Origin of the sequence: Cellulomonas fimi ATCC 484, assembly GCF_000212695.1 — a bacterium.
In the GTDB taxonomy this organism is placed as follows: domain Bacteria; phylum Actinomycetota; class Actinomycetes; order Actinomycetales; family Cellulomonadaceae; genus Cellulomonas; species Cellulomonas fimi.
Genome location: NC_015514.1, coordinates 298,782 through 319,295 on the forward strand (window position 1 = coordinate 298,782; position 20,514 = coordinate 319,295).

At 75.6% G+C, this 20,514-nt stretch carries 20 protein-coding genes; 9 read left to right on the plus strand and 11 right to left on the minus strand.

Annotated features, from left to right (window positions below; translation table 11 throughout):
- Positions 1 to 253: 253 nt before the first annotated feature.
- Positions 254 to 1,699 carry a GGDEF domain-containing protein gene (locus CELF_RS01330; protein ID WP_013769443.1) on the plus strand — a complete coding sequence of 482 codons (1,446 nt, stop codon included), beginning with the start codon at positions 254 to 256 and terminating at the stop codon, positions 1,697 to 1,699.
- 51 nt (positions 1,700 to 1,750) lie between these two features.
- Here the strand turns inward: CELF_RS01330 and CELF_RS01335 are convergent, their stop codons facing one another.
- On the minus strand, positions 1,751 to 3,670 hold the full coding sequence (locus tag CELF_RS01335; RefSeq protein ID WP_013769444.1) for an NHL domain-containing thioredoxin family protein: 1,920 nt from the start codon (positions 3,668 to 3,670) through the stop codon (positions 1,751 to 1,753).
- 183 nt (positions 3,671 to 3,853) lie between these two features.
- Positions 3,854 to 4,921 (minus strand): lytic polysaccharide monooxygenase, encoded by a 1,068-nt coding sequence (locus CELF_RS01340; RefSeq protein WP_013769445.1) that lies wholly within the window; start codon positions 4,919 to 4,921, stop codon positions 3,854 to 3,856.
- A gap of 225 nt (positions 4,922 to 5,146) precedes the next feature.
- Between CELF_RS01340 and CELF_RS01345 the strand changes: the two genes are divergently transcribed.
- Positions 5,147 to 5,968: a patatin-like phospholipase family protein gene (locus CELF_RS01345; RefSeq protein ID WP_013769446.1), complete on the plus strand. Its 822-nt coding sequence runs from the start codon at positions 5,147 to 5,149 to the stop codon at positions 5,966 to 5,968.
- A complete protein-coding gene (locus CELF_RS01350) occupies positions 5,965 to 7,017 on the plus strand; it encodes a 1-acyl-sn-glycerol-3-phosphate acyltransferase (protein ID WP_013769447.1) in 1,053 nt (350 codons plus the stop codon). The genes CELF_RS01345 and CELF_RS01350 overlap by 4 nt, the downstream gene beginning before the upstream one ends.
- Before the next feature lie 33 nt (positions 7,018 to 7,050).
- Here CELF_RS01350 and CELF_RS01355 read toward each other — a convergent pair whose 3' ends face one another.
- The 3 genes from CELF_RS01355 to CELF_RS01365 all read right to left on the minus strand — a co-directional run bounded on the left by CELF_RS01355 (position 7,051) and on the right by CELF_RS01365 (position 11,186).
- A complete protein-coding gene (locus CELF_RS01355) occupies positions 7,051 to 8,208 on the minus strand; it encodes a methyltransferase (RefSeq protein WP_013769448.1) in 1,158 nt (385 codons plus the stop codon).
- A 242-nt stretch (positions 8,209 to 8,450) separates the two neighbouring features.
- Positions 8,451 to 9,056, minus strand: coding sequence for a TetR/AcrR family transcriptional regulator (locus CELF_RS01360; protein ID WP_013769449.1), 606 nt, complete (start codon positions 9,054 to 9,056; stop codon positions 8,451 to 8,453).
- A gap of 66 nt (positions 9,057 to 9,122) precedes the next feature.
- Entirely contained in the window at positions 9,123 to 11,186 is a 2,064-nt protein-coding gene (locus CELF_RS01365) for a COG1470 family protein (RefSeq protein WP_013769450.1), read from the minus strand.
- Positions 11,187 to 11,496: 310 nt separating this feature from the next.
- Here CELF_RS01365 and CELF_RS01370 point away from each other — a divergent pair, with 310 nt between their 5' ends.
- Positions 11,497 to 12,777 (plus strand): helix-turn-helix domain-containing protein, encoded by a 1,281-nt coding sequence (locus tag CELF_RS01370; protein WP_013769451.1) that lies wholly within the window; start codon positions 11,497 to 11,499, stop codon positions 12,775 to 12,777.
- Between the two features lie 41 nt (positions 12,778 to 12,818).
- Here the strand turns inward: CELF_RS01370 and CELF_RS20295 are convergent, their stop codons facing one another.
- The 3 genes from CELF_RS20295 to CELF_RS01380 are packed head-to-tail and all read right to left on the minus strand — an operon-like array spanning position 12,819 to position 13,759.
- Positions 12,819 to 12,959: a hypothetical protein gene (locus tag CELF_RS20295; protein WP_157457157.1), complete on the minus strand. Its 141-nt coding sequence runs from the start codon at positions 12,957 to 12,959 to the stop codon at positions 12,819 to 12,821.
- Positions 12,956 to 13,348 carry a Rid family detoxifying hydrolase gene (locus CELF_RS01375; protein WP_013769453.1) on the minus strand — a complete coding sequence of 131 codons (393 nt, stop codon included), beginning with the start codon at positions 13,346 to 13,348 and terminating at the stop codon, positions 12,956 to 12,958. The genes CELF_RS20295 and CELF_RS01375 overlap by 4 nt, the downstream gene beginning before the upstream one ends.
- A gap of 36 nt (positions 13,349 to 13,384) precedes the next feature.
- Complete coding sequence (locus CELF_RS01380) at positions 13,385 to 13,759, minus strand: VOC family protein (protein ID WP_013769454.1); 375 nt, start codon at positions 13,757 to 13,759, stop codon at positions 13,385 to 13,387.
- On the opposite strand from CELF_RS01380, the gene CELF_RS01385 reads away from it, so the two are divergent.
- Complete coding sequence (locus tag CELF_RS01385) at positions 13,758 to 14,270, plus strand: MarR family winged helix-turn-helix transcriptional regulator (protein ID WP_126297638.1); 513 nt, start codon at positions 13,758 to 13,760, stop codon at positions 14,268 to 14,270. The two genes, CELF_RS01380 and CELF_RS01385, sit on opposite strands and share 2 nt — an antisense overlap.
- Before the next feature lie 86 nt (positions 14,271 to 14,356).
- Here CELF_RS01385 and CELF_RS01390 read toward each other — a convergent pair whose 3' ends face one another.
- The 3 genes from CELF_RS01390 to CELF_RS01400 are packed head-to-tail and all read right to left on the minus strand — an operon-like array spanning position 14,357 to position 16,310.
- Entirely contained in the window at positions 14,357 to 15,019 is a 663-nt protein-coding gene (locus CELF_RS01390) for an ABC-2 transporter permease (protein ID WP_013769456.1), read from the minus strand.
- Positions 15,016 to 15,891 carry an ABC transporter ATP-binding protein gene (locus CELF_RS01395; RefSeq protein ID WP_013769457.1) on the minus strand — a complete coding sequence of 292 codons (876 nt, stop codon included), beginning with the start codon at positions 15,889 to 15,891 and terminating at the stop codon, positions 15,016 to 15,018. Before CELF_RS01395 ends, CELF_RS01390 begins: the two co-directional genes overlap by 4 nt.
- A complete protein-coding gene (locus tag CELF_RS01400; protein ID WP_013769458.1) occupies positions 15,891 to 16,310 on the minus strand; it encodes a GntR family transcriptional regulator in 420 nt (139 codons plus the stop codon). Before CELF_RS01400 ends, CELF_RS01395 begins: the two co-directional genes overlap by 1 nt.
- 190 nt (positions 16,311 to 16,500) lie before the next feature.
- On the opposite strand from CELF_RS01400, the gene exaC reads away from it, so the two are divergent.
- The 4 genes from exaC (at position 16,501) to CELF_RS01420 (ending at position 20,514) form a co-directional block, all read left to right on the plus strand.
- Positions 16,501 to 18,024, plus strand: coding sequence for an acetaldehyde dehydrogenase ExaC (gene exaC / locus CELF_RS01405; RefSeq protein ID WP_013769459.1), 1,524 nt, complete (start codon positions 16,501 to 16,503; stop codon positions 18,022 to 18,024).
- Between the two features lie 104 nt (positions 18,025 to 18,128).
- Entirely contained in the window at positions 18,129 to 18,518 is a 390-nt protein-coding gene (locus tag CELF_RS01410; RefSeq protein ID WP_013769460.1) for a DUF779 domain-containing protein, read from the plus strand.
- A gap of 100 nt (positions 18,519 to 18,618) precedes the next feature.
- A complete protein-coding gene (locus tag CELF_RS01415) occupies positions 18,619 to 19,191 on the plus strand; it encodes a DinB family protein (protein ID WP_013769461.1) in 573 nt (190 codons plus the stop codon).
- A gap of 228 nt (positions 19,192 to 19,419) precedes the next feature.
- A complete protein-coding gene (locus CELF_RS01420; protein ID WP_013769462.1) occupies positions 19,420 to 20,514 on the plus strand; it encodes a hypothetical protein in 1,095 nt (364 codons plus the stop codon).

Consider the following 20,514-nt stretch of genomic DNA (forward strand, 5'->3'; position numbering starts at 1 on the left):
GACGCGACACGCCGAGGCGTCCCGGCGGCGTCGGAGCGGCCGGCGACGGCTCGCTCGAGCGGTTCCGCGCAGCCGGTCCGGTCCCGGCACGGGCCCCCCGCCGTGACCTGGTGCGTCACCCGTCCGGCGGAGCACGATCGGGGCGTTTGGGGAGCCACCGGACCCGATCCGGGCCGGCGGCGGCACGGCGCAGGGGTGATCTCATCCACCTCTCATGCCCTCGGCTGTCCGGACACCTGTCCGAGGGACGATGATGGGGCGCGTGACGCGCCGGGGCACCGCCGAGGGGACCCGCAGGGACCACCGGTCCGCTGCGGCGCTCGTCGGTGTCCGCGGTCTGGCCACCGCAGCGCACCGTCTGGACCACTGCCGCACGGTCGACGACGTCGTCGAGGTGGTCGCCGCGGTGGGCGTCGAGGTCCTCGGCGCGACGGTCGTCGCGGTGTGCCGCATCGAGCAGGACACGGCCCGGGTGCTCGCCGCCGAGCCGGTCCCGTCCGACCCGCGGCTGCGCTGGCGCAGCCGCGCGTCCTACCGTGCCGACGACCGCCCCGCGCTGCGCATGCTCATCCGGGAGCGCGCGAGCTGGGTCGCGCACGCCGTCGACGTCACGGGCCGCCCGGTCACGGCGGACGACGCCGGTGCGGGCGACGCGGTCGAGATCGCCTCGCTGCGGGACATCGACGGTGCGTCGGGGCTGGCGTCGCCGATCGTCGTCAACGGCACCGTCTGGGGCCAGGTGTACGCGATGCGCCGGGTCGGGCAGCCGCTGTTCGCGGTCGACGACGTCGCGCACGCGGAGGTGCTGGCCGCGCTCGCGGGTGGCGCGGTCGCGCGCGTCGACCTGGAGGCCCAGGTGCGGCACCTCGTCGCGGACGACCCGCTGACGGGGCTCGCGAACCGCCGGGTCGCGGACTCGGCCGCGGAGGCCGCGCTGGAGTCCGGCGAGGAGACGTGCATCGTCATGTGCGACGTCGACGGCCTCAAGCGGGTCAACGACGACCTCGGCCACGACACGGGCGACGACCTCCTGCGTTCCGTCGCGGACGTGCTGCGGCGCGCCGCGGACGCGCTGCCGGGGGCGGTGGCGGCGCGTATCGGCGGCGACGAGTTCTGCCTCGTGACCGTGGGCCGGCGGCGGGCCGAGGGCGCCGAGGTCGTCGCCGCGACGGTCGCCGAGTTCCCGCTGCCGCACGGCGCCGCGATCTCGTACGGCATCGCGACGACGGCCGTGACGGGCTCGGTCTCGGCGCGGCACCTGTTCCGGCAGGCGGACATGGCGCAGTACCGCGCCAAGCGAGCCCGGGCGCGCGCGCTGCGGGCCGCGGCGCCGACCACCGCGGACCCGGCGGTGACGGCCGAGCGGGTCGTCGTGGCGGGCTCGGCGGCGATCGTCGCGGCGCAGTCCGGCATCGTGCCGCGCCTGTGCGCGCTCGCGGCCGCCGCGACCGAGACGCTCGGCGGGGCCGGCTGGGCGGTGCTCATGCGGCGGCCCGGGGACGCACCCGAGTCGCGGCCGTCGGCGGTCGCGCGGGGCGGGGCGCCGATCGACGCGACCGCCGCGGAGTCGTCGACGACGGTGGTCGAGCACGGACCGTGGGTCGTCGAGATCGGCGTCTCGGCGACGGCGGCGACCGGCGAGGTCGTCGACACGTCGCTCGACGCGCTCGTCGCGGTGGCGGTGCTGGGCGCGTCCTGACGGCGCTGCCCGGCTCGGCCCGAACGCAGCACCCGCCGGTGCGCGTGCGCGTCAGCCGTGCAGCGGCAGGGTCAGCGTGGCCGGGGCGCCGTCGACGACGCGGACGGGGACGCCCCAGTCCTGCGCGTTGAGGTGGCACGCCGGGTACTCGACGGCCGGGTCGGCGTCGCAGCTCGCGGCGTGCGCGGTGACGTGCAGGACGCCCTCGCCGACGGCCGGGTCGAGACGCAGTGTGCGCGTGAGCGGCACGTCGTCGCCCGCGCCGTCGAGCAGCAGCCCGGGCGGCGTCGAGGACACCTGCAGGCGGGTCGACGGCCCGTACCGGTCGTCGTACTTCTGCCCGGCGGCGGGCGTGAACACGACGTCGAGGCGTACCTCCCCGGCGGCGAGGTCGGTCACGGGTCGCTGCGTGCGGTGCGCGCCGCCGTCGACGACCTGGCCGGCGCCGGCGGGCAGCGTGACGCGCGTGATCCGGTGGGCGGCGGACTCGACGACGAGCACGTCGAGCGCGCCCGACGACCCGGCGCCGTCGCGCGCGACGACGACCAGCCCGCTCGGCTCGGCCAGGTCCGACGCGACGGTCGTGACCTCCCCGGCGCCGGCGGGCTCGTCGGCGGCGGGCGGGACGTACCGGCGGACGGCGCCGTTGTAGGTGTCGGCGACGAGCACGGACCCGTCCGGCAGGGCCGCGACGCCGAGCGGGTGCTGCATGCGGGCCTCGTCGGCGCGCCCGTCGCGGTGCCCGAAGTCGAACAGTCCCTCGCCGACGGCGGTGCCGACCGTCCCGTCGGCGGGGTCGAGCCAGCGCAGGGCGGACGTCTCGGAGTCGGCGACCCACACGCGCCCGTCGGGGCCGACGGACAGCCCGGAGGGCTGCGCGAACCAGGCGCCCTCGCCCGGACCGTCGAGCAGGCCCTCGTTCATGGTGCCGGCGACGTGCCGGACGTCGGTGCCGTCGAACGTCCACAGCGTGTGGTTGCCGGCCATGGCGACGACGAACGCGCCGAGCACGGGCGACCAGGCGACGTCCCACGGCGACGAGAGCCGCACGTCGCGCGCGGGGCCGTCGTACCCGGCGCCGGTCCCGCCGCCGCGCACGTTGTCGGCCGCGCCGACCATGAGCTGCTCTCCCGTGCCGGCGACCGTCGTCACCGACCCGTCGGACAGCCGCACGCCGCGCAGCGCGTGGTTGACGGTGTCCGCGACGAGCACGTCGTACCCGAGGGTCGCGCGCAGGCCGTCGGGGACGAGGGCGAGCCCGTTGGGCTCGCTGAAGCGTGCCTCGTCGGGCCCGCCGTCGACGAACCCGCGCTCGCCCGAGCCGATGCGCCGGACGAGCGTCTCGCCGTCGGCGGCGAGCTCCGCGAGCCCGTGGTGCCCGGCGTCGGCGACGAGGAGCGTCCCGCCCGGCAGCGCGACCGCCTTCGCGGGGAAGCGCAACGTCCCGGCGACGGGTGCGGGCGGCACGTAGGGCCCGTGGCCGCGGTGCAGCGTGCCCTTCGCGTCGTGCTCCGCGACGAGGTCGCGGACCAGCACCTCGAGGTTGTGCCGGTGGCCCTCGCCGGCCATCTGCGCGACGACGTACCCCTCGGGGTCGATGACGACGAGCGTCGGCCACGCGCGCGCGGTGTACGCGGACCACGTGACGAGCTGCGGGTCGTCGAGGACGGGGTGGTGCACCTCGTACCGCTCGACGGCGGCGGCGAGCGCGACCGGGTCGGCCTCGTGCACGAACTTCGGGGAGTGCACGCCGACGACGACGAGGACGTCGCGGTGCTGCTCCTCGAGCTCGCGCAGCTCGTCGAGGACGTGCAGGCAGTTGACGCAGCAGAAGGTCCAGAAGTCGAGCACGACGACCTTGCCGCGCAGGTCTGCGAGCGTGACGTCCTTGCCGCCGGTGTTGAGCCACCCCCGCCCGACGAGCTCGGAGGCGCGGACGCGGGGCAGGCGGACGGTGTTCTGCTCGTGCACGCCCCTAGTCAACAGGACGCGGCGGGGAGCCCGGACCGCCCGGCTCCCGCCCGCGGCCGTGCGGGCAGCACCCTCCGGGTCGGTGCACCCCGGCGGTCGGACGCGGGACGCCCGCCGTCCGGCCGGTGAGGGCCGGGCCGGCGGGCGTCCGGATGGTGCGTCGTGCTGCGTCGTGCGTGGTCGTCAGTGCGTGCCGCAGGAGACGGCGGTGACGCCCTGGCCGTTGCCGCTGCCGATGAAGCCGGCGGTCGCGGTGCCGCCCGCGGCCAGCTTGCTGTTCCAGTCGACGCTGGTCAGCGTGTTGGCGGCGGACAGCGTGCTGCTCCACGCCTGCTGGACGGTGGTCCCGCCGATGCTCGTGTGCCAGCCCGTGATGGCGCTCGCACCGGCGGTGACGGTCACCTCGCCGACGAACCCGGAGCCCCACGAGTTCACGACCTTCACGGTCGCGGTGCAGCCGCCCGTGCCGTGCGTGGGCGTCGTCGTCGGGGTGGGCGTGACGGTGGGCGTGACGGTCGGCGTCGGCGTCACCGTCGGCGTGGGCGTGACCGTGGGCGTGACGGTGGGCGTCGGCGTCGGGGTGGTGGTCGTGCCGCCGACGTTGATGTCGGAGCACAGGTAGTACGGCTGGTCGAGGTGGCTGGCCTGCCAGATCGTGAACAGCACCGCACGGCCGCTGCGGCCCGTCAGGTCCACGTCGGTCTGGTAGAGCCCGGTCGTGCCGTAGCGGCCGGTCTCCTTCAGGAGCGTGATGTCGTCCCAGCCGAGCGCCTCCTTCGTCGGGTCGAAGCCCGGCTTGGAGACGTAGATCCGCAGGTAGTCGGCGCCGTGCTTCGCGCCGTCGGTGAGCGTGAGCGTGAACTTCTCAGGGACGGCCTTCGCGGTCCACGGCCCCGGGGTGTCGAGGTAGTCGTAGCGCGGCGAGAACGTGCGGCCGCCGGAGCAGAGCTGCCCGTCGGGGATCACGGCCTCGTGCCGGCCGCCGACGTTCTCGCGGTACAGGCCGTTCCAGTTCCACATGGCGTTCGGGTCGTGCTGGAAGGCGCCCCAGCACATGGGGTCGAGCGTCGCCATCTGGGGGTTGAGGTGGTCCGAGCCCCAACGTTCCCAGCAGCTGTAGTTGCGGGTGGGTGGGTCGGTGACGGAGCCGTGGGCGGAGGCAGGGGTGGACGCGACGACGGCGGCGCCGATCGCCACGGCGACGGCTGCGAGCGCGGCCAGGAGGGTGCGCGGTCTTGCACGGACGGACATGCGGTTCTCCTCTCGATGCGGGACGGCCCCCGTGAGCGCGTCCCGGCACCGGCCTCGCTGCCGTCGCGCCGAGGTCGCGTCCCCTGGGCCTCCACCCTGGGGACGCGCGCGCGCGACGGCCACCGTCTGAAGCGATTCGTGTCGCGGTTTCGACACACCGTGTCAGCATCCGGTGGCCCGCCGGGTCGTCGGGCCGGACCCCGGGCGCTGTGCCACGATCCGCTCATGACGGTCGGCTTCGTCCTCGGAGGCGGCGGCGTGCGCGGTGCCGTGCAGGTCGGGATGCTGCAGGCGCTGTTCGAGGCCGGCGTGCGGCCCGACACGGTCGTCGGCACGTCGATCGGGGCGATCAACGGCGCGGCCGTCGCCGCCGACCCGTCGTCGTCCGTCGTCGACCGGCTCGTCGAGGCGTGGGCGTCGCCGACCGCGGCCGCCGTCTACGGGGACTCCTGGCCACGCCAGCTGCGCCGGCTCGCCCGCTCGCGCACCCATCTCAACGACCCGGCGCCGCTGCGGGCCCTGCTGGAGGACATGCTGGGGGCCGACCGCACGTTCGAGGACCTCACGGTCCCGCTCGCGGTCGCGGCGGCGAGCATCGAGCGGACGGCCGAGCGGTGGTTCGACAGCGGGCCGCTCATCCCCGCGGTCCTGGCGTCGTCGTCCGTGCCGGGGGTGCTGCCGCCGACCCGGATCGGCGACGAGCACTTCGTCGACGGCGGGATCGTCAACTCGATCCCGCTGGGTGAGGCCGTCGAGCGCGGTGCGACGACGGTGTACGTGCTGCAGGTCGGCCGGATCGAGGAGGCGGTCATGGCACCGGAGAAGCCGAGCGACGTCGCGCGGGTCAGCTTCGAGATCGCGCGACGGCACCGCTTCACGCGCGAGATCGAGCGCGTCCCGACGGGCGTCGACGTGCACGTCCTGCCCAGCGGCGGGCCCGCCCCGGGCGACGAGAGGCTGGGCTCGTACCGCCGGATGGACGTGACGCGGCGCCGGATCGACGCGGCCTACGCGGCCACGCGCGACTACCTCGCGGACCTGCCGTGACCTGGCGGCTGCCCCCGCGGTGGGTGCGCCGCGTGCTCCTCGCCCCCGCGATCGTGCTGCTCGCCGTCGTGCTGGTCCCCACCAGCGCGTTCCTCGTGCTGCTCGCCCTCGGCGCGGTGACGTGGGCGCTGCCCGGCCGGCTGCGCGTGCCGCGTGCGCTGTGGATGGCGAGCTTCTACGTCCTGTGGGACGCGGCGTGCCTCGTCGCGCTGCTCGGCCTGTGGATCGGGTCGGGCTTCGGCTGGGCGATCCACCGGCCCGCGTTCGAGCGGGCGCACTACCGGCTCGCGCGGCACATGCTCCAGCTCCTGTTCTGGCAGGTCCGGTGGACGTTGCGGCTCCGCATCGACGTCGTCGACGCCGACCTGGGGACCGTGCTCACGGGCACGCCCGTCGTCGTGGCCAGCCGGCACGCCGGGCCGGGCGACTCGTTCATCCTCGTGCACGCGCTGCTCAACTGGTTCGACCGCGAGCCGCGGATCGTCCTCAAGGACACCCTGCAGTGGGACCCCGCGATCGACGTGCTGCTCAACCGTCTGCCGACGCAGTTCGTCACGCCGCGCAAGGCTCGTCGCGAGGGCGCCCCCAGCCAGGCCGCAGCGGTCGGGGACCTCGCCGAGGGGCTGGGCCCGCGCGGCGCGCTGCTGATCTTCCCCGAGGGCGGCAACTTCACGCCCCGGCGTCGGGCGGCCCGCATCGCCGCGCTGCGCCGCGACGGGCGTGCGGCGCTCGCGGTGCAGGCGGAGCAGATGACGAACGTCATGGCGCCGCACGCCGGCGGGATCCTGTCCGCGCTCGACGAGGCCCCCGGCGCGGGTGTCGTCTTCGTGGGGCACACCGGCCTGGACCGGCTCGTCACCGTGCACGACATCTGGCGCGAGCTGCCCATGGACAAGCGCATCGTCATGAAGGGGTGGACCGTCGCGCCCGCCGACGTGCCGCGCGACCGTGACGCCGCGGAGGCCTGGCTGTTCGCGTCGTGGCGCCGCATCGACGAGTGGATCGAGGAGCACGAGCCCCCGGAGGTGCCCGTCGCCCCGGCGGCCTGAGGCCGCCCGCCGCCCGACGGCGCCGCGGACGGGTCAGACGGCGTCGAGGACGTAGATGCGGGGGTGGTGCCCCTTGGCGAAGACGCGCAGCGTCTGCCGGACCGACCAGAGGCCGGCGGCGTCGCGCAGGCACCGCTCCATGACCTTGACCTCGTGCGTGACGACGACGCACCGCGCGTGCGGGGACGCGGCCGCGCGGGCCGCCCGCAGGACGGCGGCGTGCAGGTCCGCCGCGTGCGCGTGCGCGCCGTGCAGGCCGCTCCACGGCGGGTCGACGAGGACCAGGTCGAACCGCTCGTCGCCCGCGAGGGCGGAGGGGAGCGGGGCGAGGGCGTCCGCGGCGGCGACCGTCGCGCGCACGCGGGCCGCCGCGAGGTTGGCCCGGGCCGCGTCGAGCGCCGCCGGGGCGGTGTCGACGCCGACCGCGGCAGCCGCCGGGCCCGCGAGCAGCCGCTCGACGAGCAGCGTCCCCGAGCCGCACATGAGGTTGAGCACGCGCTCCTCGGGCCGGACCTCTGCGAGGCGCACCATCGCCGCCGCGATCGTCGCGTTGAGCGCCCCCGGGTAGTCGGCGACGCGCCACGTGCGCGCCGACAGGGGGCGCGGGCCGATCCGGACGAGCACGTCCCAGCCGGGGTCGGCGTCGGCGCCCGTCCCCCCGTGGCCGGCGCGTCCCGCCCCGCCGCCGGTCCGCCCGCCGTCGCCACGGCCGTCGCCCGCGCGCGGGCTGCCGCGGCGCACGCGCACGACCAGCTCGCCGTCCTCGGGGTCGTGCCGCAGGCCGGTCGCCTCGTGCAGGAGCTCCGCGAGGCGGCGGAAGACGGTCGAGTCGCTGCCCGCGGCCTCGAACCGGAACGTCGAGGAGCCCGCGACCCGCAGGGAGGCGTAGACCGCGTCGACGATGCGCGCGAGGTGGTCGCCGCTGGTCAGCGACCGGGGCCTCGGGACGTCGAAGTGCAGCGCGACGTACGCGGCGACCGCGGTCCGCAGGCGCAGCACGTCGGCGAGCGGGCCGTCGACGCGGACGGCGAGCGCGTCGGCGCGGCCCGGGACGTCCACGGGTGCGCGGCGCGGGCCGAGGACGTCGACGACCTCGTCGTGCAGGACATCCCGCAGGCCGTCGAGGTAGGTGAGCTCGACGAGCGTCCCGGTCGGCCGGGCCGTGCGCGCGGGGCGGGCTGCGTCGCGCACGTGGCGACGGTCGTCGCGCCGCTTGCCCCCGTCGCGCGGTGCGTCGCCGCGTCGCGCTCCGCCGTCGCGCGGTGCGTCGCCGCGTCGTGCGCCGCCGTCGCGCGGTGCGTCGCCGCGTCGTGCGCCGCCGTCACGCGGTGCGTCGCCGCGTCGTGCGCCGCCGTCCCGGTGCCGGTCGTCGCGCCCCGGGCTACCGCCCGGGTTCCGTGCTCCCTTCCCGTGCCCGGCGCCGCCGCGCGGCATCAGGCGGGGACGGGCGTGAGTGCGCCGACGGCGCGCAGCACGAAGGTCTCGGTCTGCTCGATGGCGCGCTCGCGGTCGGCCCCCGCCTCGGGCACCCCGCGCCCGGACAGGCACGCGTTGACGAGCGGCACGGTCGTGTCGAGGTCCTGCTCGGGGAAGACGCCCGCCTCGAGCCCGGCCGCGAGGATGCGGCGCAGGATCTGCTCGACGAGGACGACGTGCTCGCGCACGCGCTGCTGGGCGCCGCGGGACAGGACGGACCGCAGCTCCGGCCCGGGGGCGACGTGGTAGACGCGCTTGAGGTTCGCCTGCTGCCGGACGTAGGTGCGCAGCTGCTCGACGGGGTCGTCGATGTCGTCGAGCGAGCGCTGCAGCGTCGCGGTGTACTGCTCGGTCTCGTGCGTGATGAACCCGAGGAGCAGCGACTCCTTGTCGGGGAAGTGGTTGTAGACGGCGGTGCGTCCGACGCCCGCGGCCTGCGCGATCTCGGCGAGCGTGATGGCGTCGAAGCCGCGCTCGGCCATGAGGGCGGACAGCGCGGCGAAGAGCTTGCTGCGCGTCTGCTCGCGGTGCTCGTGCAGCGACCCGCCGATGATCTTGGGCATGGTGACATCATCGCACGTGGTGTCAGAAAAGCGGACCACGGGTCCGCCGGCCGGTCAGCACCCGCGTCAGCGGCCCCCGCGCGGCCGTGCGAACACCCCGCCCACGAACCCCAGGACCGCCCCCAGCAGGATGATCGGCACGCCCGTCGTCACCACCGCCCGGTCGATCGCCGACTGCTCGACGACGAGCGCCGCGACCGCGAGGAGCGCGATGAGGATCGCCGCCCCGCGGATCAGCCGCCCGCCCGAGCCGTTGAGGCCCATGAGCATCACGAGCGCCAGCACGGCGACCAGCAGCGTCGACGCGATCGCCGCCGCCAGGCCCACGGCCTGCGTGTCGCCGCCCGCCGCCGCCTCCACGACGAGCTCCAGGTCGACGACCTCGCCGGCCGTCCACGGCAGCACGGCGCCCGCGATCACGGCGATCGCGCCGAGCCAGACGAGCCACCGCTTGACCACGGGCCGCCAGTCGCGGGCCGTCTGCGTGAACGTCGCCTGCGCCTCGACGGACCGTGTCCCGTCCGTCGCGACCACGCGCACGCCGCGCGACGCCGTGGTGCCGCCGTCGGGCAGCGGGGAGTCCACCCGCAGCTGGACGCGTCCGACCTGACCCGCGGGCACCGACACCCGGTCCTGCGAGAACGCGAGCCGGGCACGGCCCATCTCGTCGGCCGCCGAGAGCTGCACCTGCAACGGGGACGCCCCGGCGCGGTTGTCGACGTCGACCGTGTACGTCCCGGTCCGGGCCGCGGTCGTGAGCGTCGCGGGGTGCACCTGGAGCCGCGCCGTCGTGATCGGCGACGCCGACGCCGTGACGTCGATCAGCCCCGGGGACTCGACCTCGCGCTCGCCGTCCGTGACGACCACCGAGAAGGGCCGGGACGCCGACGTGCCGGGAGCGGGCGGTGCCGTGCGGGCGAGCGCGTGCACCCGCATCGCCTTGCCGCCGGGGACGACGAACTGCGCGTGCCCGAACGAGAACGCGACGAGCCGCTGCGGGTCCCGGCCCGCGAGCTCGACCGCGACCGCCTCGCTCGCGGCGCGGTTGTCGACGATCACGTCGAACGCGACCGCCTGGTCGCCCTCCGCGCGCAGGTGGCTCGGCTCCATCCGGACCGTGAAGGGCTCGGGCGCGACCTCGGGCGACGTCCGCTGCACGACCGTGACCGCGGCCGACACGGGGCCGTCCTCGTCCGACCCCTCGACCGTGAGCTGCCGGGTGGCCTCGCGGCCGGGCGCCGGCGCGGGCGCCGTGAACCGCACGCGCACGTCGACCGCCTCGCCGGCCGGGACGTCGACCGACGGCGGCACCACGTCCGCGCGCACGACGTCCTCCGCGTCCTGCACGGCCAGCCGGTAGTGCCGCGGGAAGTTCGCCGCACGGTTGTCGAGCGTCACCGTGAACGTGCCCTCGGTCGCGTCCTGGAGCTGCAGCAGGTGCGGGCGGGCGGTCGCTGTCGGCGGTGGGCCGTACCGCGGCACCGTGACCTGGACGGCGACGGGCGCGGCCTTCGACGGGTCGAGGGACGAGCGCACGAGCAGCGGCACCGTGACCGTCTGGGCGGCGACCATGGTGCCGGCGCGCTGCGCGAGCGTCACCGTGACGGTGCGCGCCTCACCCGGCATGAGGTTCGCGTCGTCGTGCGTGAGGTCGAGCCACGGCGGCGGCGCCTGCGCGTGCACGACGATGCCGTCGACGACCGGAGAGGCGTTCTTCAGCGAGAGCGTGAACGTCCCCGGGCTGCCCGGTCCGACCACCACGGCCGCCGCGTCCGGCGACACGACCGGGACCTCGGCGCGCTCCTCGGGACGCGGCTCCGTCGTCGCGGTCGCACCGCCGGTCGCCGCCGGACCCGTCGTCGCGCCCGCTGCCGCCGCAGCGGCGCCTGCCGACGCGCCACCCGTCGTCGCGCCGCCGCCCGGACCGGCCGCCGACGTCCCCGTGACCACGGGACCGGTCGCGCCGGGCACGCCCGATCCCGGCGTCGACGCCGGACCCGACCCGGGCGCCGTCGTGCCGCCGGGCGGCCCGTGCTCGCCGTCCCAGCCGAAGTACGTGTCGCACGTCCGGCAGAACTCCGCCGTCGGCGGGTTCGCCGTCCCGCACACCTCGCAGATGCGCTCGGCCACAGTCGTCCCCCTCGACACTCGTCAGGCTAGTCACGTCCGGTGCCGACGGCTCCGCGGGCTGCGCGATAGGGCACGGCATGCTGCCCGGGCGTCCCTGTGCCGGACGTCATCCCCGGACGCGGTACCGCGTCCCCGCCACCCGCCGACGGCCGTCGCCGACGCGCCCCCCGCAGGGAAGGTGCACGGGGCGGCGCGCCACGTACACGCCGACCCGGACGCGTGGGGAGACGGCCGCGCGCGCAGAACGGACGATTCGTACACTCGGAGGTCAGGCCGAGGGGTGCTCGACGCAGTGGTCGAGGGGAGTGTCATGCCGCACCACGACACCGTGCGCACGGCCCACGAGCGCTTCGTGACCACGGGGCAGCTCGCGGGGGCGCACGTCCGCCGCCTCGTCGCGGACTCGTGGCGCCGCAGCGCCCGCAGCGGCGTCGACCCGGAGGTCCCCGCGCCGCCCGTCGACATGACGGGCCGCGCGCTCACGTCGTACCGGCGCGCGCACCCGCTGGCCGTCGCGATGCCGGTCGTGCGGGACCTGCTCGTGCGGCCCGGCGCCGACGCGGGCTGGGTCACGGCGCTCGCGGACGACACGGGTCGACTGCTGTGGGTCGAGGGGGACCGGGACGTGCGGCGGCGGGTCGAGGGCGTCGGGTTCGTCGAGGGGGCGGTGTGGCGCGAGGACTGCGCGGGCACGAACGCCCCGGGCACCGCGCTCGCGACGCAGCGGCCCGTCCAGGTGGTCGGCACCGAGCACTACGCGCGCCCCGTGCAGCCGTGGAACTGCGCGGCGGCCCCGGTGCGAGGGCCGTCCGGTCAGGTGCTCGGGGTGCTCGACGTGACCGGCGGGCCCGTCGTCGCGGGCGCGGTCGTGATGTCGCTGGTCCGGGCGACGGTCGCGGCCGTCGAGGCGGAGCTCGCGCGTCTCGCGCCGCCCGTGCTCCAGGTGCCGTCGGACCGGCTCGTCACCGCCCTGACCGGCGCCGGCGGTCGCGTGGCCGGCGGGCGGCTGCGCGTCCTCGGCCCCGACGTCCCGACGCTGCACCTCGGCGGCCGCGACGTGCGGCTGTCGCTGCGGCACGCCGAGATCCTCCTGCTGCTCGCCCAGCACCCGACCGGGCTGACGGGCGACGAGCTCGCCGTGCAGCTCAGCGACCACGCCCTGTCCGACGTCACCGTCCGCGCCGAGGTGTCCCGGCTGCGCCGCGTCGTCGGCCCGCTCCTGTCCCAGTCCCGCCCCTACCGGCTGACCGCGCCCCTGCGCACCGACGTCGACACCGTCCGGAGCCTGCTCGAGGTCGGCGACGTCGCTGCGGCCCTGTCGAACCACCCCGGCGTCGTCCTGCCCCGCTCCACCTCCCCGGGCGTCGAGCGCATCCGTGACGACCTGCGCGCCGACCTGCGTGCCGCCGTGCTCGCCAGCCCCGAGCCGGGTGCGGTGTCCCGGTGGGTGTCATCCGACGACGGTGCCGACGACTGGCAGGCGTGGCAGCGCCTCACGGTGCTCGCCCCGCGGGGCACGCCCGCCCACGTGCAGGCCCGCGGCCGCCTCGACCTCCTCGCGCGCCGCCTCGCGGCACCCCGCGCCGGCTGACCGCCCGAGCGTGCTGCGACCACGCCGGGTTCGCCCGGGGATCAGTCGGCGACGACCGCGTCGGGCAGCAGGGCCGCGAACGGCCAGGGCGTGATGTCGAGGTGGTGGCGGTGCACCAGCGCGCGCGTGTACGCCTCGTCGACGGGCAGCGCGTACCGGTTGGCGGCGAGACGGTGCATCACGGCGTCGACGACCTCGCGGCGACGGCCTCGATCTCCACGCGAGCGCCGAGCGGGAGCCCCGCGACCGCGACCGTGGTGCGTGCCGGGAACGGATCCGTGAACGCCTCGGCGTAGGCCGCGTTCATGGCCGCGAAGTCGTCCATGGACACCAGGTAGACGGTGGTCTTCACCACGTCGTCGAGGCTCCCGCCCGCCGCGCGGAGCACCTCCTGCAGGTTCGCCAGCACGCGCCGCGTCTGGACGGCGACGTCGCCGTCGACGAGCGCACCGGTCGCCGGGTCGATCGGCGTCTGACCGGACAGGAACAGCAGCCCGTCCCCGTGCGCCGCGTGCGCGTAGGGACCGATCGCTGCGGGGGCCGAGGGGGCCGTCACGGTGGTGCGCGTCATGCGCCCATGCTGCCCGACCGCCCTCGGCCGGTGGGGTCACCCGCGGTCGTGGATCGTGACGGCGTACCCGTCGGGGTCGGCGAACGTGAAGGTGCGGCCGAAGGGTCCGTCGACGGGCGGCGTGAGGATCACGACGCCGGCCGCGACGAGCTCGTCGTGCAGGGCCTGCGCGTCGTCGGCGCGCAGCCACAGGGCGACGCCCGCGCCGGGGTGCGGGCTGATCGACGCGAGGTCCGTGCCCGGCAGCGGCGCGCGGACGGCGAAGGCGATCGGGGTGGTCGCGAACACGACGGCGTGCGGCGGGCTGGTCGGCGCGCGCCGGAGGCCGAGCCGGGTCTCGTAGAAGTGTGCGGCGGCGTCGACGTCGCGGACCTGCAGGGCGACGAAGTCGGGACCGGTGATGGTGGGCATGGTGCTCCTCCTGGAATGTCAGGTTCTTGACATCGGCACCCTATGTCAAACTCCTGACATGGAGACGACGCAGGTCCAGCTCGACACCTCGATCGGCTACGTCCTCAAGCGCGCGGCGGCGGCGCTGCGCGCGTCGATGGACGTCGCCCTGCGGCCCCTGTCGCTCTCGGTCCCGCAGTACTCGTGCCTGGAGCTGCTCGGTCAGCGGCCCGGCCTGTCCGCCGCGGAGCTCGCCCGCGGCGCGTTCGTCACCCGGCAGTCGATGCACGCGGTGCTGCACGGGCTCGAGCAGCGCGGGCTGCTGGCGCGTCCGGCGACGGCCCGGCGCGGGCGGGCCATGCCGTCCGAGCTCACCCCCGCCGGCCGGGAGCTGCTCACCGCGGCCAGCCGGGTCGTCGCCGAGGTGGAGCGGACGATGGTCGCGAGCCTCCCGCCCGGCGACCAGCGGCACCTGTGGTCGACGCTCGCGGCGTGCGCCGACGCGCTGGCGTCCGCACCCCGGCCGGACTGAGCCCGCCGTACCGCGGTGCACGAGGGCGACGAGCAGGCGGGCGGCTGCGGCGGCCGACGGCGCGGCGACCTCCGGCGCGCGTGCCGTCAGCGCTGCTGGGCGGCTCGTCGTGCGTCCAGCCGCAGCGACACGGCGCACGACAGCACGAGGAGCGCGGTGCCGCCGACCAGCAGGGCCGGCACCAGCGACGCCGGACGCGTCGTCAGCCACGCGTCGAGGTCGGGCGCGCGGTCGCCCAGCACCGCCGCGCTCCCGGCGACGGCCGCCGACAGGACGACGAGCGGCAGGTAGGCCACCATCCGGCCGCGGGTGTAGCCGAGGGCGTAGTAGACCGGGAGCTGCAGCCCGACGAGCAGCGCGTAGAGCGCGTACCCGACGGCGACGACGGTCCCGAGCTCCCCGAGGGCGGGCGGCGTGTGCCGGGCGACCGACGTCCCGAGGGCGAGGGCGACGCAGACGGCCAGCGCCACGACGTACAGCGCGAGGCTCCCCGCGTACCGCGCACGGACGTGCGTGCCGCGCGCGACGGGCAGGACCGCCCGGAGGGTGTCGAGGTCGTGCTTGTCGCCGATCGCGAAGGGGTACGCGGCGACCAGTGCGGCGAACACCGAGCCGGACGCGACGACGGCCGTGGGAGGGCCGCTCATGAGGGCGATCCACGCGACCGCCGCGACGACGAGCAGGAGCTGGCGGGCGTACGGGCGCACCGTCAGCACGTCGAGGCGGACGGCGGCGACGAGCCCGGTCATGCCGGGACCGCCGCACGGGTGGTGTCGACGGTGCCGAGGTGCACCACGATCTGGTCGAGCGTGGGGGGCTCCACCACGACACCGGGGCCGAGCAGAGGGACGTCGTCGGCGTCGACCAGCGCCTCGACGCCGACGGCGGTGCGGCGCGCGCCGTGCAGCGGGACGAGACCGTCGGCAGGGAGCTCCTCGGCGCTCCCGCGCACCAGCAGGTAGGCGGCGAGCACGTCGTCGCGCGTCCCGGTGCGCACGACGCGCCCGTCGCGCAGCACGAGGAGGTGGTCGGCGATCCGTTCGAGGTCGGTCGTGATGTGCGTCGAGAACAGCACGCTGCGGCCCTCGTCGACGAGGTAGTCGCCGAGGATGCCGATCAGCTCCTCGCGGGCCACGGGGTCGAGCCCGCTGGTCGGCTCGTCGAGGAGCAGCAGCCGCGCGTCGTGGGACAGTGCGACGGCGATCTGCAGCTTCATCGCCATCCCTCGCGACAGCGACGCGACCCGGGCGCGGCGGTCGAGGCCGAAGGTGTCGAGCAGCTCCGCGTACCGCGCGCGGTCCCAGCGGCGGTAGAACGGGCGCAGCGCGCGCTCGACCTGGTCGAGCCGCCAGTCCGCGACGAAGGTCGGCCGGTCGAGCACCACGCCGACGTCCTGGCGCAGGTCGTCGGGCGCCGGCAGCGTGCGACCCAGCACCTCGACGCGTCCCGCGTCCGCCGTGAGGATGCCGAGCAGGGTGCGGATGGTCGTCGTCTTGCCGGCACCGTTGGGCCCCACGACGCCGAGCACGTACCCGGTGGGCAGCGCGAACGTCAGGTCCCGCAGCGCGAAGCCTCCGACGCGGACGGTCACGCCGTCCATCGCGACCGCGAGGTCCGTCATCATGCCTCCCGCTCGGGGTGCGCCACGTCGGCAGCGGTGCCGACGGCGCCGTCGGTCAGGAGCGCGTCGAGCATCGCGACGAGGTCGTCGCGCCCGAGACCCGCGAGCCGGGCGGCGTCGATGGCCGCGCCGAGGCCGTCCTCGACGCGGCGCAGCAGCTGCTCGCGCACGAGGGCCGAGTCGACGGGGAGCACGAACGCGCCCTTGCCGGGGACGGTCGTGATGAACCCGGCCGCCTGCAGCTCGGCGTACGCGCGCGTGGTGGTGATGACGGAGATCCGCAGGTCGCGGGCCAGGGCGCGGACGGAGGGCAGCGGGTCCCCGTCCCGGAGCTCGCCGGTCAGCACGGCCTCCCGCACCTGCTCGGCGACCTGTTCGTACAGCGGGGCGTCCGCGCTGTTGGACACGACGATGCGCATGCACTCACCTCTCCTACTGTCTATATGCAGCATGGACAGTAGGTGCGCTGTCTGTCAAACCGCCGGTGGCGCACGTCCCTGCAACGGTCGTGCAACGTGCGGGCGCCTAGCGTGACGCCGTCGTGGCAACGACGCCACGGCCCCGGGCGCGCCACGAGCCCCCGCCCGCGGACCCCGCAAGGGAGGCGTGATGACCGTCTACGCACCGCCGGGACAGCCCGGCAGCCTGGTCTCCTACCGCGAGCGGTACGACCACTGGATCGGCGGCGAGTTCCGCGCGCCGTCGTCGGGCCGGTACTTCGAGAACCCGACGCCGGTCACGGGGCGGACCTTCACGGAGGTCGGCCGTGGCGACGCGGACGACATCGAGCGCGCGCTGGACGCGGCGCACGGCGCCGCGCGCTCGTGGGGCAGGACGACCGCGACGGAGCGGGCCGTCATGCTCAACGCGATCGCCGACCGCATGGAGGCGAACCTCGAGATGCTCGCGGTCGCCGAGGCGTGGGAGAACGGCAAGCCCGTGCGCGAGACGCTCGCGTTCGACATCCCTCTGGCCATCGACCACTTCCGCTACTTCGCGGGAGCGATCCGGGCGCAAGAGGGGTCGATCTCCGAGATCGACGGCGACACGATCGCGTACCACTTCCACGAGCCGCTGGGCGTCGTCGCGCAGATCATCCCGTGGAACTTCCCGATCCTCATGGCGACGTGGAAGCTCGCGCCCGCGCTGGCCGCGGGCAACGCCGTGGTGCTCAAGCCGGCCGAGCAGACGCCCGCGTCGATCCTGCTGCTCATGGAGCTCGTCGCCGACCTGATCCCGCCGGGCGTCGTGAACGTCGTCAACGGGTTCGGGGTCGAGGCCGGCAAGCCGCTCGCGTCGTCGCCGCGCGTGCGCAAGGTCGCGTTCACGGGGGAGACCACGACGGGCCGGCTGATCATGCAGTACGCCAGCCAGAACATCATCCCGGTGACCCTGGAGCTCGGCGGCAAGAGCCCGAACATCTTCTTCGCCGACGTCGCGCGCGAGAAGGACGGCTTCTACGAGAAGGCGCTCGAGGGGTTCGCGATGTTCGCCCTCAACCAGGGCGAGGTCTGCACGTGCCCGTCGCGCGCGCTCATCCAGGAGTCGATCTACGACGAGTTCCTCGACGCCGCGAAGGCCCGCACGGAGGCGATGCGGCAGGGCGACCCGCTCGACACCGAGACGCAGGTCGGCGCGCAGGCGTCGAACGACCAGCTCGAGAAGATCCTGTCGTACCTCGACATCGGCCGGTCCGAGGGGGCGCGCGTCGTCACCGGTGGGCACCGCGCGGAGCTGTCGGGCGACCTGGCGGGCGGGTACTACGTGACGCCGACGATCTTCGAGGGCAAGAACTCGATGCGCGTCTTCCAGGAGGAGATCTTCGGGCCCGTCGTCGCGGTCACGTCGTTCTCCGACTACGAGGACGCGATCTCGATCGCGAACGACACCCTGTACGGCCTGGGCGCGGGCGTGTGGTCGCGCGAGGCCGCCACGCAGTACCGCGCGGGCCGCGACATCCAGGCCGGCCGTGTGTGGACGAACTGCTACCACGCGTACCCCGCGGCGGCCGCGTTCGGCGGCTACAAGGGCTCGGGCGTCGGCCGCGAGAACCACAAGATGATGCTGGACCACTACCAGCAGACGAAGAACCTCCTGGTGTCCTACACGCAGGAGTCGCTCGGGCTGTTCTGACGAGCGGGCGCGCGGTCGCGGCGGGGGTCGGAGGGGAACCGTCGCCGCGACCGCGTCGCCGGTGCGTGCGCGGAGTGCGCGCGCGGACGGGGAGGAGGCGGGCCATGGACCTGCCGGAGCGGGTCGCGGCTACCGACGCCGCGCTCGGGATGCTGCGGACGCTGCGCGGCCGGCACGGGGAGCTGATGATCCACCAGTCCGGGGGCTGCTGCGACGGGTCGTCGCCCATGTGCTACCCGGCGGGCGACCTCATCCTCGGGGACGTCGACGTGCACCTCGGCGACCTCGACCTGGGCGACGGAGCGTCCGTGCCGGTGTGGATGACACGCGCGCAGTACGAGTACTGGAAGCACACGCACCTGACGATCGACCTCGTGCCGGGCCGCGGCGCGGGGTTCTCGCTCGAGGCGCCCGAGGGGGTGCGGTTCCTGCTGCGCTCGCGGCTCCTGACGGACGACGAGTACCTCGCGCTGCACGACGCGGGCGTCGTCTGACGACGAGATCCCGTCGCGTGCCGTCGACCGGGCGCCACACGTCGTGTCGGGGGTGTGGACCGACCACGACACGGTGCGGCGGAGCGTCTAGCGTGCGTCCATGACGAGCGAGCCGACGACCGCACCCGCCGCTGCCCCCTCCGCCGCACCCATCCCCACGATCGAGCCCGACACCAAGGACTGGACGTGGGTGCTGCGCGAGCCGTGCCCCGAGTGCGGGTTCGCGGCCGCCGACGTCGACGTGCACGCGGTCGGCGGGACCGTCCGCGACCTCACGCCCCGCTGGATCTCCGCGCTCAGCCGCGCCGACGCCCGCGTCCGACCCGAGCCGACGGTGTGGAGCACGCTCGAGTACGGCGCGCACGTGCGCGACGTCCTGCGGATCTTCGACGAGCGCCTGCGCCTGCTCCTCGAGGAGGACGACCCGCTGTTCCCCAACTGGGACCAGGACGCCACCGCGCTCGAGGACCGGTACGACCTGCAGGACCCGGTCGTCGTGGCCGACGAGCTGGCCGACGCCGCGGACGCGATCGCGGCGCGCTTCGACACCGTCCGCCCGGACCAGACCGAGCGCCCGGGCCGCCGCTCGAACGGCTCGGTGTTCACGGTCCGCACCCTCGGCCAGTACTTCCTGCACGACGTCGTCCACCACCTCCACGACGTCCGCGCCTGACGTCGCCCGCCGGCCCGCAACCCTCGGGTGCGGGCCGGCGCGGCCGGGCGCGGTCGGCCGCAAGTTTTGTCCACAGGGTTTGTCCACAGCGGTGTGTACAGGGTGGTCACGGTGTGGACGGGTGAAGCGATTAGGCGCTGACCTGGGGGAACGGCGTGTCGGGCGGACGCGCCGATCCATGCGTTCGCGCGAAACATCCCCGCAGCACACGCGCAGTACTGTCCGCGCATGAATCTGGCTGAGGTCCTCCCCGTGCACCTCGCCGGCCGGCACCTCCTGGTCGTCCCGCCCGGCACCGACGTGCGAGCGCTCGCGGCCGCCTGGTTCCCCGCGGCCGACTGGGACCGCCGCCCGGTCGACCCCGCCGAGCAGCCCGCGGTCGTGAAGCTCCGGGGTGCGCGCTTCCGCGGCATCGTCGCGGAGGCGCCCGCCCCCACCACGGGCGTCCTGCGCCTCGACGCCACGACCACGCTCGACGGCCCCCTGCCGGTCGAGGACGCGACGAGCCGCGCCCTCGGGCTCGGCGTCCGCCCCCTCGACGCCTGGGAGCTGCGCGTCACCTCGACCGCCGACCAGACCGCGACGGCCCCGGTCAGCGCGGTCGCGGCGGCCGACCTCGCCACCGGCGGACTGCCCGCGGTCGGCACGGGCGCGACCGCCGCCGTGGTCCCCGCCGGGGCGGGCGGGCCGCACGGCCGGACCGGGGCCGGCGGGCAGGTGCCCGCTGCGCACGTGCCCGTACCGGGTCGCGACGACCTGGCCCTGGGCTGGACCGTCGCCGCGGCGCGCCGGGTCGGGGGAGCAGTCCTGCCCGCCGACGGCTCCCGCGTCGTCGCGCCCGACCCCGCGTCGGCCGTGGGGCTCACGCTCTGGTCCGCCGTGCCCCTTCCGCCGCAAGACGTCGTGCCGCTCCTGCGCCCCGCGCTCGCCGGGGCGCGCGTCGGGCCGACCGAGCTGCCGCAGCCGACGCAGGCCGACCCGGGCACGCAGCCCTTCTCGCTCGCGGCCACGTTCGAGTACGACGGGGTCGTCACCGTGCAGGCGTCGCGTGCGCGGGAGGTCCCGCTCGTGCTGTCGACCGTCGACCAGCGGCAGTACGGGACGTGGGCGTACCGCGTGGAGTGGCAGCCGCCGGGCGACGTCGAGGGTCCCGACGACCAGCCGTCGCAGCTGCACCTCATCGCCCGCTCGCGCGTGCTGCCATCCGTGGCACGGGTCGCCGCGACGCTGTGGCGGGTCGCGGGCGGCACGGTCGTCGACAGCGGCGGCTTCGTCGTCCCGGCCGAGGAGCTCGCCGAGCGGAGCCGCACCGACCTGCGCTGA